The organism is Micromonospora sp. DSM 43699 (assembly GCF_055517075.1).
The window spans coordinates 111,572-128,616 of record NZ_JBTMMT010000010.1; the positions used below are offsets into that span (position 1 = coordinate 111,572).

Consider the following 17,045-nt stretch of genomic DNA (forward strand, 5'->3'; position numbering starts at 1 on the left):
ACCCGTCCGTAGCCCGTCACGTACAGGGCCGTGCAGCGGCAGACATCACCGGCCTGCGGCAGCGACCTGCTCCAGGGCATCAACGGCGACGGTGACGCCGTCCTCCGCGCGGATCCGCTCGCCGAGCCGCCGTGCTGTCCCGGCCAGGCCCCCATCCTGTGCTGCGTGCCGGATCGCGACGGCGAGAGAGCGCGCGTCCAGGCGTTTCTGGCTGATTGGTGCGGATGCGACGCCGAGTCGTTGCATCCGGCGGCCCCAGAACGGTTGGTCGGCGACGAACGGGCAGATCACCTGCGGGCGGCCGGCACGGGCGACGGCTGCGGTGGTCCCGGCGCCGCCGTGGTGCACGATCACCGCGCAGCGTGCGAACGCCGCTTCGTGGTTGACCTCTCCTGTCACGAAGGCGTGTCGGTCGGAGGTGAACGGTTGCAGGCCGCCCCAGCCGCCGGCCACGATGCCGGGCAGCCCGGCAATGTCGAGTGCATCCAGGACGATGCGGGTGGTCGCGGCCGGGGACCGGCCGGCCATGCTGCCGAACCCGACGAAGACCGGCGGTACCGGCCCGTCCAACAGCGACCGCGCGTGCGCGCTGAGACCTCCGGTGGCCGGGTCGGTGGGCTCGGCGAACCAGTAGCCGGTGACCTGGGCGGTGGCCGGCCAGTCGGCTGGGCGGGGCAGGACCGCTGGGCTGATCGCGTGCAGCACCGGCGCGGGACTACCGTCCGGGCGGCGCGTGGGATCGTGCCGGTCTCGCCGACGGGGTAATCCGAGCGTGTCGCGCCACCGGTCGACGGTGCGGCCGAACACCAGTGCCGGCGCGCGCATCCCGGCGTACGTGGCCCGGTTCAGTGCTTGCGGCAGCAGGTCCGGAAACTCCTGCCCCGGCCACGGGAACTCGCGGGTCGGCACGTACATCGGCAGCGGCAACGCCAGAACTGCCGGTACGCCGAGCTTCTCGGCCACGTGTTGACCGGCGATCACCTGCCCGTTGTGCACGATCAGGTCCGCGCCGCCCGATGCGGCCTGCCAGCAGTCGTCGAGCACCCGACCGAACATCTCCGGAAGGCGGCGCATCAACGCCGCCTTCGCTCGGAGACCGCCATCGGCCACATCACCGACCGCGGAGCCGGCGTCCAGCACGCGCATCGGCCCATCGTCGAGGGCGACGAACGGCACCGTGTGCGCGGCGGCCAGCGCGGCGAACCGCTGCGGCGCGGCGACCACCGCCTCGTGACCACGACCGTGCAGTTCCCGGGCCAGCGGCAGGAACGGCTGCACGTCGCCACGCGTGCCGAGAGTCAGAATGAGAACCCGCACGATGAGCCTCCTGCTGGACGCGCGTGTGTGGACACGCCGACCAGGCTTCCCGGCTCACCAGCGGTGAGCCTACGCCCACCAGCGCGCAGGAAGCGACCCCGCGACATCGCAGCCGACCAGGATGGACGGCCCGGTGGCGGACGGTGGGCCCGAACCCGGCTGCGTGGGGGCGTACCCGTCAGGGGTGGTGGGCGAGGGCGTCGACCAGCCGTCGGCACGAGCCGGCCAGGTTCCACTGTTGCGCCAGCTCCAGCAGCCGGTCGGGGTCGGTGGGCGCGGTCGGCATCGCGGTGGACAGCGTCGGCAGCGGCACGTCGGTGGCGACCCGGACCACCTTCGGGGCCACCGCCAGGTAGTCCCGGGCACCGTCGAGCTTGGCCCGCAGCCCCGGCGCGAACCCGGAACCGGGGTCGTCGAGCGCGCTGAGGATGCCGGGCAGGCCACCGTAGCGGTCGATCAGCCGGGCGGCCGTCTTCTCGCCGACCCCGGGCACACCGGGCAGCCCGTCGCTCGGGTCGCCGCGCAGCGCGGCGAAGTCGGCGTAGCGGTCGGCGGGGACGCCGTAGCGGGCCCGGACCGCCGCGTCGTCGCAGTCGTCGAGCTTGGCCACTCCGCGACCGATGTAGAGCAACCGGACCCTCCGGGCGTCGTCGACGAGCTGGAACAGGTCCCGGTCGCCGGAGACCACCTCCACCGGGCCGGGTTGGGTGACCGACAGGGTGCCCAGCACGTCGTCGGCCTCGTAGCCGGTCGCCCCGACCGCGGTGATGCCGATCGCGGCCAACACGTCGAGGATCACCGGCACCTGGGGGGAGAGGGTGTCCGGCACTTCCTCGCCGCCCTCCGGGGCGACCCGGTGCGCCTTGTACGACGGCAGCAGCTCCACCCGCCAGGCGGGCCTCCAGTCGTGGTCGAGTGCGCAGACCATCCGGTCGGGCCGGCGGGTGCGGACGAGCTGGGCGAGCATGTCGAGGAAGCCGCGTACGGCGTTGACCGGCTGGCCGTCCTCGGTCCGTGCGGCCGACTCGGGCACGCCGAAGTAGGCCCGGAAGTAGAGGCTGGGGGCGTCGATCAGCAAAATCGGGGGTTGGTCTGCCACGCCCGACAGCCTGACACAACCCACCGACGACGGGGTTACGGCACGACGGCCGGGCGGGCTTCTCGATCGTGCTGGTCCTGGTGTCGCCGGGCCGCCCGCCCGCGGTGCCGCCCGGTGGGCGGGAAACCGGGGTGACGCCGGCCGGGCGGTGGGTGAGACTGCCGGCCATGGAGTTCGTGCCCGGCCTGGTCCTGTGCCGCCGCTTCCACGACGAGGCCGTCGCGCCGCTGCTGGTGGACCGCCTGCCCGGCCTGCGGTACTCCGCCGGCCTGCTCGACGGCGGTTCGGAGCTGCTGGGCCTGGACACCGAACGTTCCACCGACCACGACTGGGGGCCGCGGGCCCAGGTCTTCGTGGCCGACCCCGCCGACGTGGCACCGGTGCGGGCGGTGTTGGCCGACCTGCCGGCCTGGTTCCTGGGCCGGCCGACCCGGTTCCTCAGCTGGCCGGACGCCCGGGTGGGGGTGCCCGACGTCGACGGTGACCGCAGCGGGGTGGAGGTGGTCGGGTGGCGGGACTGGCTGCGGGGGCGGCTCGGTTTCGACCCCACCGTCGCCGTCACCACCGACGACTGGCTCGCCGTGCCGACCCAGCGGCTGGCCGAGCTGACCGGTGGCGCCGTCTTCCACGACGGTCTGCACGGCGCGGTCGGCGCGGTCCGTGCTGCCCTGGCGTGGTATCCGGACGACGTGTGGCGGCACGTGCTGGCCGCCGGGTGGACCCGGGTGGGGCAGGCCGAGCATCTCGTCGGACGGTGTGCGGAGGTGGGTGACGCGTTGGGCAGCCGGTTGGTGGCCGCCCGGGTGGCCCGGGACCTGCTGCGCCTCGGTCTGCTGCTGCACCGGCGCTGGCCGCCGTACGACAAGTGGCTCGGCAGTGTGTTCGCCGCCCTGCCGGACGCCGCGCCGGTGGTGGCGGCGTTGGCGGACGCGCTCGGGCCGGGTGACTGGCCCGAACGGCAGGCGGGTCTGGTACGGGCGCTGGAGACGGTCGCCGACTGGACCAACGCCACCGGGCTGGCCGCGCCGGTCGAGTCCACGGTCCGGCCCTTCCACGGGCGGCCCTTCCTGGTGCTCGACGCGCCCCGCCTCGCCACCGCGCTGAGCAACTCGATCGTCGACCCGTTCCTGCGGGACCGTCCCCTGGTCGGCGCGGTGGACCAGTACGTCGACAGCGTGGAGGTGCTGACGCACCCCGACCGGGTACGCCGGGTCTCGGCGGTCGTCGCCGGCTGACCGGCGTCGGCCGCCCGACGATCCTGACCGGCGATGCCGGCCGGGCAGCGGATCCCGCCGCCCGGCCGGCATCGACCAGGCGGCTCAGCCCAGGATCCGGGACCTGATGTACGCCCCCGACTCGGTGAGCACGGCGGTGCCTGTGTAGTCGGTGCCGGCGCAGGTGCCCTGCCGGAACACCGAGTTGCTCTCCGGGCCGTCGGAGTAGCTCCACATCGCGTAGCTGATCTTGAGGCTCTTGAGCAGGTCCAGCCAGGCGGTGGCGCTGTCCAGGTCGTTCGGGCCGTCGCCGGTGAAGGTCTGGGTGCCGAACTCGCTGACGAACAGCGGCAGGCTCCGCGCGGCGCGCGCCACCGTGGCCCGTTGCAGGTCCCGGTGGGACGCGGCGTAGAAGTGGAACGTGTACATGATGTTCGCGGCGTCGACCGGGTCGTCGATCACCTCGGTCTCGTCGGCGCCCTCGGAGACACCGAGCGAGGAGAAGCCCCGGGTGCCGACCAGCACCACGCTGTCCGGATCGGCGGCCCGGATCACCGGGATGACCTGCTCGGCGTAGCTCTTGATGCCGGCCCAGCCGACCCCGTTGGGTTCGTTGGCGATCTCCCAGAGGACGTTGGTCCGCGCGGCGTGCCGGGCGGCGACCTCGGCGAAGAAGGACTTCGCCCGGTCCAGGTTGAGGCGGGGGTCGCCCGGGGTCAGGATGTGGAAGTCGACCACCACGTACAGGCCGAGCGCACTGGCGGTCTCCACGGCCTCGTCGACCTTGCGGGTGAAGCCGACCGGGTCGGTCTCGAACCCGCCCTCCTGCACGTACATGGCGACCCGGACGAAGTCGGCCCGCCAGTCGGTGCGCAGCGCTGCCAGCGAGTCCGGGTTGAGGCAGTTCGGAAAGAACTGGAGGCCGTGGCTGCTCATCCCGCGCAGTTGGACAGGTGCCCCGGTCTGGTTGCACAGGTTCACCCCGCAGACCCGCAGCCGGCCGTTGACGGCCACCGGGGAACCGGCGGGCGCGGTGGCCGGTCGGCCGGTGGCGTCGGCGGTCGGCTCCGGCCCGTCGGCGGTGGCCTGCGGCCCGTCGCTGCGTGTCGACGTCGCCGGGCGCGTGGTGGCCGGCGGCCCGGTCTCGGCGCTCGCGGTGGGGACGGTCAGGGCCGCCCACCCGGTGGCGAGCGCGGCGAGGGCGACCCCCGCCGAGGTCAGTACGGTGCGTCGGTGCATCGGGAAACTCCGTCGGGCTCGTCGGGACCCGGGGAGGGCATCCGGTGGTACGGAGGTGTCGCCGCTGCGGTTCACCGCAGGCGCCGGCCGTCACGACCCGGGGTGGGTCGGGCCGCCGTGACCGGAGTGGGCCGCGGCCCGAACGACCGTTAAGCTGACGGCGTGGTGCCCGATGACGGCGGGCAACGGCTCAACCACCCCTGGAGCTCATCGCGCTATGACTGTCGACCGGATCCTCCCCACCGACGAGGCCCACGACCTGCTCGACCTCGCCACCGAACTCGCCGACCGCGAGCTCGCGCCGAGGGCCGCCGACTTCGAGGAACGCGCCGAGTTCCCCCGGGAGGTGCTGCGCACCCTCGGTCGGGCCGGGCTGCTGGGCCTGCCGTACGACGAGGAGCACGGCGGCGCCGCCCAGCCGTACGAGGTCTACCTCCAGGTGCTGGAGATCCTGGCCGGCCGGTGGCTCGCGGTCGCCGAGGCAGTCAGCGTGCACACCCTGTCCTGCTACCCGCTTGCCCAGTTCGGCACCGACGCGCAGCGCGCACTGCTGCCGGACCTGCTGGGCGGGGAGCTGCTCGGGGCGTACTGCCTCTCCGAGCCGCAGGGGGGTTCGGACGCTGCGGCGCTGACCACCAGGGCGGTCCGCGACGGCGACGACTACCGGGTCACCGGGGTCAAGGCGTGGATCACCCACGCCCAGGTGGCGGACTTCTACAACATCTTCTGCCGCACCGGCGGGCCGGGCCCGAAGGGCATCTCCTGCCTGTTGGCCGACCGGGGCACGCCGGGTGTCGCACCGCAGGCGGCGGAGCGGACCATGGGGTTGCGCTCCTCGCCCGTCGCGCAGCTCGTCCTCGACGACGCCCGGGTGTCCGCCGACCGGCTGATCGGCGGGGAGGGGGCGGGGTTCACCATCGCGATGTCCGCACTGGACTCGGGGCGGCTCGGCATCGCCGCCTGCGCGGTCGGCCTGGCCCAGGCGGCGCTGGACTACGCCGTCGGCTACGCCCGGGAACGGCAGCAGTTCGGACGGGCGATCGTCGACTTCCAGGGGCTCGGCTTCCTGCTGGCCGACGCGGCCACCCAGATCTCCGCGGCCCGGGCGCTCACCCTGGCCGCCGCCCGCCTACGCGACGCCGGCCGCCCGTACTCGATCGAGGCGGCCAAGGCGAAGCTGTTCGCCACCGACGTGGCGATGCGGGTCACCACCGACGCGGTGCAGGTGCTCGGTGGTGCCGGTTACGTCTCCGACCATCCGGTCGAGCGGTACATGCGCGAGGCGAAGGTGCTCCAGATCGTCGAGGGCACCAACCAGATCCAGCGGATGGTGATCTCCCGGGCGTTGGCGAAGGGCTAACCTGTGCCGGTGACCTTCCCCCGGATCACCGTCGACCCCGAGGTGATGGGCGGCGCACCCTGCGTGCGGCAGTCCCGGATCCCGGTGGCGACCCTGCTGGCGATGATGGCGGAGGGGATGTCGGTGACGGACATCCTCACCGATCTGCCCTTCCTCGACGAGGAGGATCTGGCGGAGGTGTTGAACTTCGCGGCCGACGCGGTGCGCGACCGGGCGGCCCGCTGAGCGTCACACCGGGCGGGACACCGTCGCCAGGGGAGTGCGCCACCGGGTAGGTTGCACGCGTGGAGGAGATCGACCGCGCCATCGTCGCCGCGCTGACCGCCGACGGCCGCCTGTCGTACACGGACCTGGCAGAGAAGGTCAGCCTGTCGGTCTCGGCCGTGCACCAGCGGGTCCGCCGGCTGGAACAGCGCGGCGTGATCAACGGGTACACCGCCCGGGTCTCCTTCGAGGCGCTGGATCTGCCGCTGACCGCGTTCGTGGCGATCCGACCGTTCGACCCGTCCCAGCCGGACGACGCGCCGGAGCGGCTGGCCCACCTGCCCGAGATCGACTCCTGTTATTCGGTGGCGGGGGAGGACTTCTACCTGCTCCTGGTGCGGGTGGCCGGTCCGGCCGACCTGGAACGGGTGCTCCAGGAGATCCGTACCGCGGCGAACGTCACCACCCGCACGACTGTGGTGCTGTCCACCCCGTACGAGTCACGACCGCCGAAGATCCCGCTGGCGGCAATGCCACGGCGGTCCCGCGACAACGGCTGAGCCCGCCGTGCCGGCACGGCGGCCTCTCCGGTCGCGGTCGTGCCGGCAGACCGCCGGCTCACCGGCTCAGCCGCCGTTCCAGCGCAGGATCACCTGTCGACCGTGCTCGTGGCCGAGGACGGATACGGTGGCGGTGTCCAGCCGTAGCTTCCCGCCGCCGGACACCGGCAGACCGATCCAGCGGGCGCCGACCACCCGCAGGGTGTGCGCGTGGCCGACGAACGCCACGCTGCCGAGCTCCAGCAGCGGGACGACCCGGGCGAGTAGTCGGTCGACCCGTACGCCGAGCTGCGCGGGGGACTCTCCGCCGGGGCAACCGTCGGTCCAGATGGTCCAGTCCGGGCGTTCCTGCTGAATCTCCGCGGTGGTGCGTCCCTCGTACTCGCCGTAGTTCCACTCGGCCAGGTCGTCGTCGACCTCGTCGACGGTGAGGCCGGCGAGCTGGGCGGTGTGCCGGGCCCGCCGGCGGGGGCTGGCGAGCACCCGGGCGAAGCGCTGGCCGGTGAGCACACCGGCCAGCGCCCGTGCCTGCCGCTCACCGTCCGCGGTCAGCTCCAGATCGGTGTACGAGGTGTGCCGGCGGCTGGCGCTCCAGCTGGTCTCGCCGTGTCGGACCAGGATGATCTCGCTCATCCCCCCAGTCAACCAGCCCTCGCCAGGACCGACCCGCCACCTGTTGTCCTAGGACGACCAGAGGACTGTGCGCCCTACCACCCTGATCATGCGGGATACCCAACCGTCCTAGGACGCCTTACGGACGGATGGTGCGCCAAGGCGCACCCCCCACCCCGGCGCCTACGGCGCTGTTCGTTTCATGTCGAGCCGATCGGGGACGCCACCGATGAGCGGGGCACGCTGCCCCCGTGACCGCCTGAGCGACAGGAGGCGACATGAGCTTCACCGACAAGGCGAAGAACAAGGCCCAGGAGCTGACCGGCGCGGCCAAGGAGCGGATCGGCGACGTCGCCAACGACGAGCGGATGCGGACCGAGGGCGCCACCGAGCGGAGCAGGGCCCGGGCCAAGCAGGCAAACGAGCACGTCAAGGACGCCGGACAGGACGTCAAGGACGCGCTGCGCTGAGCGCTCCGTGCGACGGGTGGCCCCCTGGAAGCTCAGGGGACCACCCGCGTTAGCGTGCGGTCATGCTGGTCGCCCGCTCCCTGGTGTTGTTCGTCCTGGCCGCGCTCGCCGAGATCGGCGGGGCGTGGCTGATCTGGCAGGGCTGGCGGGAGCACCGGGGGTTGTGGTGGATCGCCGGCGGGGTGGTCGCGCTCGGCGTGTACGGCTTCGTGGCGACGTTCCAGCCGGACGCCAACTTCGGCCGGATCCTCGCCGCGTACGGCGGGGTCTTCGTGGCGGGCTCGCTGACCTGGGGGGTGCTGGTGGACGGCTTCCGGCCGGACCGGTGGGACCTGACGGGTGCGGCGATCTGTCTGCTCGGCGTCGCGGTGATCATGTACGCCCCGCGCGGGGCGTGACCCCGTGCGCCGCCCCCGGACCGGTCGGGTCGCGGGGGCGGCGCACGAGGTGTTTCAGTCGTCGCGGTGCGCGGCCCACCACCGCTGGCCGGCGTCGGGCAGCGTGTCGATCGGGTCGTAGTAGGCGTAGCGCTTGTCGAGCACCTCCAGGTCGGCCGACTCGATGGAGGTGCGGTAGTTCTTGGTCCAGTAGGAGATGCCGCGTTCGCGGTCGTACTCGGTGAGCATGTGCACCCAGCGTTTGCCGACGAAGGGGACGTCGCAGACGATCCGGGGGGTGGCGTAGCCGGGCAGGTAGCCCATGATGTCGTGCTGGAGCTGCTGGGCGTGCCAGACCGGGACCCGCCAGTGTTCGGCGTTGGGGATCATGTCGCACATGTAGAAGTAGTAGGGCAGGATGCCGGCTTCGCCCTGCAGGGCGAAGCAGAGGTCGAGCAGGTCGGGGGCGGTGGCGTTGACGCCGCGCATGAGTACACCCTGGTTGCGGACGTCACGGACGCCCACGTCGAGGGCGGTCTGGGTGGCCCTGGCGACCAGCGGGGTGATCGACTGGGCGTGGTTGACGTGGGTGTGGATGGCCAGGTTGACGCCGCGTCGGGCGGCGGTGCGGGCGACCCGTTCCAGGCCCTCGACGACGTCGTTCTGGAGCCAGTGCTGGGGCAGGCCCATCAGGGCCTTGGTGGCGAGCCGGATGTCGCGGACGGTTTCCAGTTCGAGCAGCCGCATGAGGTACGACTCAAGGTTGCGCCAGGGGACGTTGGCCACGTCACCGCCGGAGACGACCACGTCGCGGACGCCGGGGTGGGCCTTGAGGTAGCCGATGTGGGCGTCGTAGCGGTCGACGGGCTTGAGGGTGAGCTTGAGTTTGTCGACGGCGGGGGTGGAGTTGCCGACCAGGTCCATCCGGGTGCAGTGCCCGCAGTACTGGGGGCAGGTGGAGAGCAGTTCGGCGAGGACCTTGGTGGGGTAGCGGTGGGTGAGGCCCTCGGCGACCCACATGTCGTGTTCGTGGAGCGAGTCTCGGCTGGCGTAGGGGTGTGACGGCCAGTCGGTGCGCCGGTCGGCGGCGACGGGGATCATGTAGCGCCGGATGGGGTCGGCGCGGAACGCGTCGGTGGTCATCGGGGCGAACGGCACCATCGTGTTGATCATCTGGGGTGGCACCAGCATCGACATGGTGGCCAGGGCCTGCTGGTCGGCGGCCAGGTCGGTGTAGAAGGTCTCGTCGACGGTGTCGCCGAGGACGGCGCGCAGCTGCTTGATGTTCTTGACGCAGTTGACGCGTTGCCACTGGGCGCTCTCCCACTGCTCGCGGGTGACGTGACGCCAGCCGGGGAAGCGGGTCCAGTCGGGTTCGACCAGGGGGCTGCGGCGGTATTCGTAGGGCTGCCCTGCGGTCGGTACGGCGACCGGGGCGGGGCGGGGCCCAGGGATGGTCTCCATCGGTTGGGTCTGGGTCACGGCCCCTCCTCGTGGCGCCTGGCCGGGGTGACCGGCGTGCTGGTGTGATGATCGGTAGTTCCGAAGGCTACTGGAAAATATCCGGCGGAGAAATTAGTCTGCCGTAAGTTTTCCCGCGATGCGAGTCCTGGCCGGGGCTTCGCGCGGTGGAGAGGGGAGGTTGGTGTGACGTCACCGGTAGGCCTGCACCGTGTCGTGGAACCGGCGGGGGTGCTGCCGCAGGCGGCTTGGCGGTTGGACGCCGACCCCCGGATCGCCGTGAACGAGGTGCGGATCCGGGTGGAGCGGCTGAATCTCGACGCGGCGAGTTTCCGGCAGTTGGCGCAGAAGCACGGCGGGGACGGGGAGAAGGTCCGCGCCGAGGTGCTGGAGATCGTGTCGGCCCGGGGCAAGATGCAGAATCCGGTGACCGGGTCGGGTGGGATGTTGATCGGCACCGTGGAGGAGGCCGGTCGCCGGTCGCCGCTGGGGTTGACCGTGGGTGACCGGGTGGCGACGCTCGTGTCGTTGACGTTGACGCCGTTGACAATCCTCGACGGGCTGGCCCGTTGGGACGGGCGCAGCGAGCAGGTGCCGTGTGACGGGTACGCGATCCTGTTCGCCCGGTCCATCGCGGCGGTGCTGCCGGCGGATCTGCATCCCGAGTTGGCGTTGGCGGTGCTGGACGTGTGCGGGGCACCGGCGTTGACGGCGCGGGTGGTCGGTGACGTGGTGGCGCGGCGGGAGCGGGCCGGTGACCCGTCGCCGGTGACGGTGGCGGTGATCGGTGGGGCCGGTAAGAGCGGGTCGTTGTCGTTGGTGGCGGCGCGGCGGGCGGGTGCTGGTCGTACCGTCGGGGTGGTGCCGGTGGCGGCGGAGCGGGACGCGTTGGTGGAGGCCGGGGTGGCGTCGGTGGTGGCGTTGGCCGATGCCCGGGATCCGGTGACGTTGTCGTCGGCGGTGACGACGGCGTTGGGTGGGCCGGCGGATGTGACGGTGGTCTGCGTGGACGTGCCGGGGTGTGAGCATGGTGCGGTGTTGGCCACGGCGGACGGTGGCACGGTGATCTTCTTCTCGATGGCGACGAGTTTCGCGGCGGCGGCGTTGGGTGCGGAGGGCCTGGCGGCGGATGTGACGATGCTGGTGGGCAACGGCTTCGTGCCGGGGCACGCGGAGTTGGCGTTGGGGTTGGTGCGGTCGGAGCCGGGGGTACGTGGTCTCTTCGAGTCCCGGTTGGCGGCAGACTGAGTGCCATGACGAACCCCTCGACGTTGTACCGCTGTGGAGTGCTGCACTGTCCGGCGGAGCCGAGCGCGACGGCGCTGTTGGTGCGGGACGGGCGGATCGCCTGGTTGGGTGTGGACGCGGATGCGCCGGCTGCCGATCGGGTAGTGGAGTTGGACGGGGCGTTGGTGACGCCGGCGTTCGTGGACGCGCACGTGCATGCCACGGACACCGGGTTGGTGTTGTCGGGCCTGGATCTGTCGTCGGTGCGGTCGGCGGGGGAGTTGCTGGGGGCGGTGTCGGCGTTCGCGGCCGGTCTGCCGGGTGACGCGGTGGTGTTGGGACACGGTTGGGACGAGTCGGCGTGGGTGGATCCGCGGTTGCCGGGGGCGGTGGAGTTGGACCGGGCGGCGGGTGGCCGGCGGGTGTACCTGTCGCAGGCGTCGATCCATTCGGCGTTGGTGTCGCAGGCGTTGCTGGCGGCGTGTCCGGAGGCGGCGGGGGTGCCGGGTTTCGACGTGTCGGGGTGGTTGCGGCGGGACGCGCACCATGTGGTGCGGGCGGCGGCGCAGGGTTCGGTGGGTCGGGCGCAGCGGGTGGCGGCGCAGCGGGTGGCGTTGGCGCATGCGGCGTCGTTGGGGATCGCGGCGGTGCACGAGTGTGGTGGTCCGCAGATTTCCGACGAGGAGGACTTCACCGGGTTGTTGGCGTTGTCGGGTGCGGGGTTGCCGGAGGTGTACGGCTATTGGGGTGAGTTGTCGGGGGCGGCGCGGGCCCGGGAGTTGGGTGCGGTGGGTGCGGGTGGTGATCTGTTCGCGGACGGGGCGTTGGGGTCGCGGACGGCGCACGTGTCGCGGGATTACCTCGACGGTGAGGGTTGCGGGCACGGTTATCTGAGTGCGGACCAGGTGCGTGACCATCTGGTGGATTGTGCGGCGCACAGGATGCAGGGTGGGTTCCATGCGATCGGTGACGCGGCGATCTCGACGGTGTTGGAGGGGTTCGCGGCGGCGGCGGCCGTGTTGGGCACGGATCGGGTGCGGGCGGCCCGGCACCGGGTGGAGCACGCGGAGATCATGAGTAAGCGGTTGATCGCGGGTTTCGTGGAGTACGGGGTGGTGGCGAGCATGCAGCCGGCGTTCGACCGGTTGTGGGGTGGTGCGGGTCGGATGTACGAGTCGCGGCTGGGTCTGGCCCGGTCGCTGGAGTCGAATCCGATGGGGGCGATGCACGGTGTGGGGGTGGCGTTGGCGTTCGGGTCGGATTCGCCGGTGACGCCGTTGGACCCGTGGGGTTCGGTGCGGGCGGCGGCGGCGCATCACAGTGCGGCGCAGCGGATGAGTGTGCGGGCGGCGTTCGCGGCGCACACCCGGGGTGGGTGGCGGGCGGTGCACCTGGACAACGAGGGTGTGATCGCCAAGGGTGCGCCGGCGACGTTCGCGGTGTGGGACACCCCCGTGGGGGTGGAGCGGGGTCTGCCGGTGTTGCAGGCCGAGGATCCGGAGGTGCGGGGCCCGGCGGATCCGACGCCGCTGCCGGTGTGCCGGGCGACGGTGTTGCGCGGTGAGGTCATCTACGAGGAAGGCGTTTCGTGAGCGAGGGGATCATCGGCACGGGGTGGCGCTGTCGCGGCGTCGCCGGGCGGAGCGAGGTGTTGTCGTGACGGGGAAGCTTGACCTGGATCCGGTGTTGGTGGCGCGGGCGCGGGATTTGGCGCGTCGGGCGGGCCGGCCGGTGGTGGAGCTGGCGCGTAGCCACACCACGGTGTCGGTGGAGCGGGCGGTGTTGCGGTTGGCCGGGGTGTCGGGTGCGGATCCGGATGGGATTCCGTGGGTGAACCGGTTGGTGGATGCGGTGGTGGCGGATGTGGGTCTGGGGCACGGGGTGGCGTTGCCGGTGTTCGACGCGCTCGCGCGGGAGGGTGTGCCGGATGTGACGTTGCTGGCGCAGAAGGCGGCGGCCGGGTCGGTGCGGTTCGAGGTGCCGTCGGGTCGTGCGGTGACGGTGGCGCGGCGGGCGGCGCGCAGGGCGGTGGGGGCGGGGATTCGGCAGGTGGATCGGCGTCGCGCGGAGCGGGACCGGTTGGTGCGGCGGTACGGGGATCCGCGGCAGCGGCCGTGGATCTATCTGATTGTGGCCACGGGTGACATCTATGAGGACATTCCGCAGGCGCAGGCGGCGGCGCGGGCGGGTGCGGATGTGATCGCGGTGATCCGGTCGACGGGGCAGTCGTTGTTGGATTATGTGCCGGAGGGGGCGACCCGTGAGGGGTTCGCGGGCACGTATGCGACGCAGGAGAATTTCCGGTTGATGCGGGCGGCGTTGGATGAGACGTCGCGGGAGTTGGGCCGGTATGTGCGGTTGACGAATTACGCGTCGGGGTTGTGTATGCCGGAGATGGCGACGCTGGCGGGCCTGGAGCGGCTGGACATGATGCTCAACGATTCGATGTACGGGATTTTGTTCCGGGACATCAATCCGATCCGCACGTTTGTGGATCAGCGGTTTTCGCGGCAGGTGCACGCGCGGGCGGGGATCATCATCAACACCGGTGAGGACAACTATCTGACCACGGCGGATGCGGTGGACGAGGCGCACACCGTGACGGTGTCGCAGTTGCTCAACGAGTTCTTCGCGCATGAGGCGGGGTTGGCGGACTGGCAGCTGGGGTTGGGGCACGCGTTCGAGATCAATCCGGAGGTGCCGGAGTCGTTCCGGTTGGAGTTGGCGCATGCGTTGTTGGCGCGGGAGTTGTTTCCGGATGCGCCGTTGAAGTGGATGCCGCCGACGAAGCACATGACGGGGGATGTGTTCCGGGGGAATCTGCTGGATGGGTTCTTCAATCTGGTGGGGGCGATGACGGGGCAGGGGATTCTGTTGGTGGGGATGATGACGGAGGCGGTGGTGACGCCGTGGTTGTCGGATCGGGACATCGCCCTGCAGAACGTGCGGTACGTGTTGGGTGCGGCGGGTGGGTTGCACGAGGATTTCGTGCCGGCGCCGGGTGGGTTCATCCAGCAGCGGGCGAACCGGGTGCTGGGTGAGGCGGTGGAGTTGTTGGAGCGGATCGGTGAGCAGTCGTTGTTGACGGCGATCGCGGAGGGCACGTTCGGGATCATGAAGCGGCCGGCGGATCGGGGTAAGGGTCTGGCGGGGGTGGCGCGGCATGAGGCGGGCTACTTCAACCCGGCGACGGAGATCCTGGAGCAGCCGGCATGAGCGAGCGCACCGAGCGGAGTGAGGGCCGCGAGGCCATGCCCGGTCAGCACAGCATGAGCGAGCGCACCGAGCGGAGTGAGGGCCGCGAGGCCATGCCCGGTCAGCACAGCATGAGCGAGCGCACCGAGCGGAGTGAGGGCATGCCCGGTCAGCACAGCATGAGCGTCGTGGAGTCCGGTGGTGACGCCGGGAAGCGGGTCGTGCGGCCGTACGGTGACACCACCGGGGACGGGATGGTGCAGGTGTCGTTCACGTTGCCGGTGCCGCACGACAAGCGGGCCGAGGGTGCGGCGGTGCAGTTGGCCAACCGGATGGGTATCGATCCGGCGATGTTGGTGCATGCGAAGCCGATGAGTGACGGTTTCACGTTCTTCGTGGTGTACGGGCGGGTGAATCATCTGGTGGACCTGGGTGCCGTGCAGGTGGTGGAGCGGGATTTTCCGCTGCTGGGTGCCAGGGAGGTCAATGCGGCGGTGAAGCAGCGGTTGCGGCGGAAGTTGTCGGTGGTGGGGGCGTGTATCGGGACGGATGCGCACACGGTGGGTATCGACGCGATCCTGAATGTGAAGGGCATCGCGGGGGAGAAGGGCCTGGAGTACTACCGGGAGTTGAAGGTGACCAATCTGGGTGCGCAGGTGAGTGTGCCGGAGTTGGTGGAGGCGGCCCGGCGGGAGCGGGCGGATGCGGTGTTGGTGTCGCAGGTGGTGACGCAGCGTGATGCGCATCTGCACAATACGCGGGAGATGTCGGCGGCGTTCCGGGAGGCGTTGCCGGCGGGGAAGCGGCCGTTGTTGATCGTGGGTGGGCCGCGGTTCGACGAGTCGATGACCGCCGAGTTGGGGGTGGACCGGATCTTCGGTCGGGGCACCACGCCGGGTGAGGTGGCGTCGTATCTGGTGCATGCGTTGGTGACGGACAGGAAGGCGAGGGTATGAGTGATTCCCGGGTGGGGTTGACGGTCACGCATCGGCGGTATGTGCCGTACGCGCATGCGCATTACGCGGGGAACCTGGTGGACGGGGCGTACGCGTTGGGGTTGTTCGGGGATGTGGCGACGGAGGTGTGTATCCGTACCGATGGTGACGAGGGGTTGTTCGCGTCGTATGCGGATGTGCAGTTCCTGGCGGCGGTGCGGGCGGGTGACGTGGTGGAGGTGACGGCGACGGTGGTACGGGTGGGCACCCGGAGCAGGACGATTGATTTCGTGGCGCGGGTGGTGTGTCGGGGGCGGCCGGAGCGGGGTGGGTCGGCGGCGGAGGTGTTGGCGGAGCCGGTCGTGGCGGTCACCGCGACGGGCACCGTGGTCGTGCCGGCGGCGGCGTGAGCCGGGTGGTCTGCGCCGACGTCGGGTCGACCTGGACGAAGGCGGCGGTGGTGGACCTGGACGTGGGGCGGTTGGTGGGGGCGGCGTCGGTGCCGACGACGGTGACCACGGATGTGCTGCACGGTCTGGATGCGGCGGTCGCCGCGGCGGTGGCGCAAGCCGGGGCGGTGGCGCAAGCCGGGACGGTGGGCGGGGACCTGCCGTGGTTGGTGTGTTCGTCGGCGGGGGGTGGGTTGCGGCTGGCGGTGGTGGGTTACGAGCCGTTGGTGACCGCGCAGGCGGGCCGGCGGGTGGGGTTGTCGGCGGGGGCGGACGTGGTGCACGTGGCGGCGGGCCGGTTGGGGGCGGCGGAGTTGGCGGCGGTACGGGCGGCCCGGCCGGATGTGGTGCTGTTGGTCGGGGGCACCGATGGTGGGGACGCCGACACGGTGACCCACAACGCGACGCGGTTGGCGCGGGCCCGGTGGCGGGTGCCTGTGGTGTTGGCAGGCAACGTCGAGGTGCGCGACGGGTTGCGGGAGGTGTTGGCGGCGGCGGGGGTGCCGGTGACGGTGGCGGACAATGTGCTGCCCCGGATCGGGGTGTTGGCGCCGGCGTCGGCGCGGGCGGCGATCCGGGAGGTGTTCCTGCGGCATGTCATAGGTGGTAAGCGGTTGTCGCGGGGGGGCCGGTTCGCCCGGTTGGTACGGGCGGCGACCCCGGATGCGGTGTTGACGGGGGTGGAGGTTCTCGCCGACGTGGTGGGTGGTGATCTGGCGGTGGTGGATGTGGGTGGGGCGACGACGGATGTGTATTCGGTGTTGACGCCGGACGAGCGGGCTGATGGTCCGGGTCGGGAGGTGGCGGGGGCGTGGTGGCGGGCCCGCACCGTGGAGGGGGATCTGGGGATGCGGTGGAGTGCGCCGGGGGTGGTGCGGGCGGCGGTGGAGGAGCGGCTGCTCGACGCCGCCGGGCAGGAGGTGTTGGCGTCGGCGGCGGCGGTGCGGGCGGCCGATCCGGGGTTCCTGCCGGTCGACGACGAGGATCGGGCGGTGGAGGGGCGGATCGCGGCGTTGGCGGCGACTGTGGCGTTGCGTCGGCATGCCCGTGGGGCGGTCGGGGAGCGGGCCGGTCGGGATCTGCGGGACGTGCGGCTGCTGGTGGGTTCGGGTGGTGTGCTGCGTCACGCCGGGGCGGGTGCGGCGGTGGGGGTGTTGGCGCAGGTGCTCACCGATCATGCCGGGGGGTGGCCGGTGCCGCGGGCGGCGCGGCCGGTGGTGGATGTGGATTATGTGCTGGCTGCCGGGGGGTTGCTCGCCGGGGAGTATCCGGTGGCGGCGGGGGCGTTGCTGCGTCGGCATCTGGGTGGGGATTGAGACGCGCCGA

The 17,045-nt window shown here is 71.6% G+C and carries 17 protein-coding genes; 12 read left to right on the plus strand and 5 right to left on the minus strand.

Features of this window, described 5'->3' with window-relative positions; translation table 11 throughout:
• Positions 1-45: 45 nt before the first annotated feature.
• The gene (locus AC0AIB_RS08025) at positions 46-1,317 is read right to left on the minus strand and encodes a glycosyltransferase (RefSeq protein ID WP_465096330.1); all 1,272 of its coding nucleotides are present in this window, start codon (positions 1,315-1,317) and stop codon (positions 46-48) included.
• A gap of 178 nt (positions 1,318-1,495) precedes the next feature.
• Entirely contained in the window at positions 1,496-2,416 is a 921-nt protein-coding gene (locus AC0AIB_RS08030; protein WP_465096331.1) for a 5'-3' exonuclease, read from the minus strand.
• Positions 2,417-2,583: 167 nt separating this feature from the next.
• Here AC0AIB_RS08030 and AC0AIB_RS08035 point away from each other — a divergent pair, with 167 nt between their 5' ends.
• Positions 2,584-3,651, plus strand: a complete 1,068-nt coding sequence (locus tag AC0AIB_RS08035) for a DUF4037 domain-containing protein (protein WP_328346953.1) — start codon at positions 2,584-2,586, stop codon at positions 3,649-3,651.
• A gap of 84 nt (positions 3,652-3,735) precedes the next feature.
• Here AC0AIB_RS08035 and AC0AIB_RS08040 read toward each other — a convergent pair whose 3' ends face one another.
• On the minus strand, positions 3,736-4,869 hold the full coding sequence (locus AC0AIB_RS08040; protein WP_328346955.1) for a glycoside hydrolase family 5 protein: 1,134 nt from the start codon (positions 4,867-4,869) through the stop codon (positions 3,736-3,738).
• 217 nt (positions 4,870-5,086) lie between these two features.
• Here AC0AIB_RS08040 and AC0AIB_RS08045 point away from each other — a divergent pair, with 217 nt between their 5' ends.
• The 3 genes from AC0AIB_RS08045 to AC0AIB_RS08055 are packed head-to-tail and all read left to right on the plus strand — an operon-like array spanning position 5,087 to position 6,993.
• Positions 5,087-6,229 carry an acyl-CoA dehydrogenase family protein gene (locus tag AC0AIB_RS08045; protein ID WP_328346957.1) on the plus strand — a complete coding sequence of 381 codons (1,143 nt, stop codon included), beginning with the start codon at positions 5,087-5,089 and terminating at the stop codon, positions 6,227-6,229.
• Positions 6,230-6,238: 9 nt separating this feature from the next.
• A complete protein-coding gene (locus AC0AIB_RS08050; protein WP_328346959.1) occupies positions 6,239-6,454 on the plus strand; it encodes a DUF433 domain-containing protein in 216 nt (71 codons plus the stop codon).
• A 59-nt stretch (positions 6,455-6,513) separates the two neighbouring features.
• The gene (locus AC0AIB_RS08055; protein ID WP_328346961.1) at positions 6,514-6,993 is read left to right on the plus strand and encodes an Lrp/AsnC family transcriptional regulator; all 480 of its coding nucleotides are present in this window, start codon (positions 6,514-6,516) and stop codon (positions 6,991-6,993) included.
• A 66-nt stretch (positions 6,994-7,059) separates the two neighbouring features.
• On the opposite strand, the gene AC0AIB_RS08060 is transcribed toward AC0AIB_RS08055, so the two are convergent.
• Positions 7,060-7,626, minus strand: a complete 567-nt coding sequence (locus tag AC0AIB_RS08060; RefSeq protein WP_328346963.1) for a histidine phosphatase family protein — start codon at positions 7,624-7,626, stop codon at positions 7,060-7,062.
• A gap of 257 nt (positions 7,627-7,883) precedes the next feature.
• Between AC0AIB_RS08060 and AC0AIB_RS08065 the strand changes: the two genes are divergently transcribed.
• Both AC0AIB_RS08065 and AC0AIB_RS08070 read left to right on the plus strand, forming a co-directional pair.
• Complete coding sequence (locus tag AC0AIB_RS08065; RefSeq protein ID WP_465096332.1) at positions 7,884-8,075, plus strand: CsbD family protein; 192 nt, start codon at positions 7,884-7,886, stop codon at positions 8,073-8,075.
• Positions 8,076-8,137: 62 nt separating this feature from the next.
• The gene (locus tag AC0AIB_RS08070) at positions 8,138-8,473 is read left to right on the plus strand and encodes a YnfA family protein (protein ID WP_328346967.1); all 336 of its coding nucleotides are present in this window, start codon (positions 8,138-8,140) and stop codon (positions 8,471-8,473) included.
• A 54-nt stretch (positions 8,474-8,527) separates the two neighbouring features.
• Here AC0AIB_RS08070 and AC0AIB_RS08075 read toward each other — a convergent pair whose 3' ends face one another.
• A complete protein-coding gene (locus tag AC0AIB_RS08075; protein WP_328346969.1) occupies positions 8,528-9,934 on the minus strand; it encodes a KamA family radical SAM protein in 1,407 nt (468 codons plus the stop codon).
• Between the two features lie 165 nt (positions 9,935-10,099).
• Between AC0AIB_RS08075 and kdd the strand changes: the two genes are divergently transcribed.
• From kdd to AC0AIB_RS08105, 6 genes are all read left to right on the plus strand, one after another.
• Positions 10,100-11,161, plus strand: coding sequence for an L-erythro-3,5-diaminohexanoate dehydrogenase (gene kdd, locus AC0AIB_RS08080; protein WP_465096333.1), 1,062 nt, complete (start codon positions 10,100-10,102; stop codon positions 11,159-11,161).
• 5 nt (positions 11,162-11,166) lie between these two features.
• On the plus strand, positions 11,167-12,732 hold the full coding sequence (locus AC0AIB_RS08085) for an amidohydrolase (RefSeq protein WP_465096334.1): 1,566 nt from the start codon (positions 11,167-11,169) through the stop codon (positions 12,730-12,732).
• 64 nt (positions 12,733-12,796) lie between these two features.
• Complete coding sequence (gene kamD / locus AC0AIB_RS08090) at positions 12,797-14,356, plus strand: lysine 5,6-aminomutase subunit alpha (protein ID WP_465096343.1); 1,560 nt, start codon at positions 12,797-12,799, stop codon at positions 14,354-14,356.
• A 158-nt stretch (positions 14,357-14,514) separates the two neighbouring features.
• The gene (gene kamE / locus AC0AIB_RS08095) at positions 14,515-15,291 is read left to right on the plus strand and encodes a lysine 5,6-aminomutase subunit beta (RefSeq protein ID WP_465096344.1); all 777 of its coding nucleotides are present in this window, start codon (positions 14,515-14,517) and stop codon (positions 15,289-15,291) included.
• On the plus strand, positions 15,288-15,680 hold the full coding sequence (gene kal / locus AC0AIB_RS08100) for a 3-aminobutyryl-CoA ammonia lyase (RefSeq protein ID WP_328346975.1): 393 nt from the start codon (positions 15,288-15,290) through the stop codon (positions 15,678-15,680). Before kamE ends, kal begins: the two co-directional genes overlap by 4 nt.
• Positions 15,677-17,035, plus strand: a complete 1,359-nt coding sequence (locus AC0AIB_RS08105) for a glutamate mutase L (protein WP_465096335.1) — start codon at positions 15,677-15,679, stop codon at positions 17,033-17,035. The genes kal and AC0AIB_RS08105 overlap by 4 nt, the downstream gene beginning before the upstream one ends.
• Positions 17,036-17,045: the final 10 nt, after the last annotated feature.

Excerpts from the sequence above, each read along its gene's own strand:
- kamE (WP_465096344.1), top strand. The coding sequence starts at position 14,515 with ATGAGCGTCGTGGAGTCCGGTGGTGACGCCGGGAAGCGGGTCGTGCGG.
- AC0AIB_RS08045 (WP_328346957.1), top strand. The coding sequence starts at position 5,087 with ATGACTGTCGACCGGATCCTCCCCACCGACGAGGCCCACGACCTGCTC.
- kal (WP_328346975.1), top strand. The coding sequence starts at position 15,288 with ATGAGTGATTCCCGGGTGGGGTTGACGGTCACGCATCGGCGGTATGTG.
- AC0AIB_RS08085 (WP_465096334.1), top strand. The coding sequence starts at position 11,167 with ATGACGAACCCCTCGACGTTGTACCGCTGTGGAGTGCTGCACTGTCCG.
- AC0AIB_RS08070 (WP_328346967.1), top strand. The coding sequence starts at position 8,138 with ATGCTGGTCGCCCGCTCCCTGGTGTTGTTCGTCCTGGCCGCGCTCGCC.
- AC0AIB_RS08065 (WP_465096332.1), top strand. The coding sequence starts at position 7,884 with ATGAGCTTCACCGACAAGGCGAAGAACAAGGCCCAGGAGCTGACCGGC.
- AC0AIB_RS08035 (WP_328346953.1), top strand. The coding sequence starts at position 2,584 with ATGGAGTTCGTGCCCGGCCTGGTCCTGTGCCGCCGCTTCCACGACGAG.
- AC0AIB_RS08040 (WP_328346955.1), bottom strand. The coding sequence starts at position 4,869 with ATGCACCGACGCACCGTACTGACCTCGGCGGGGGTCGCCCTCGCCGCG.
- AC0AIB_RS08060 (WP_328346963.1), bottom strand. The coding sequence starts at position 7,626 with ATGAGCGAGATCATCCTGGTCCGACACGGCGAGACCAGCTGGAGCGCC.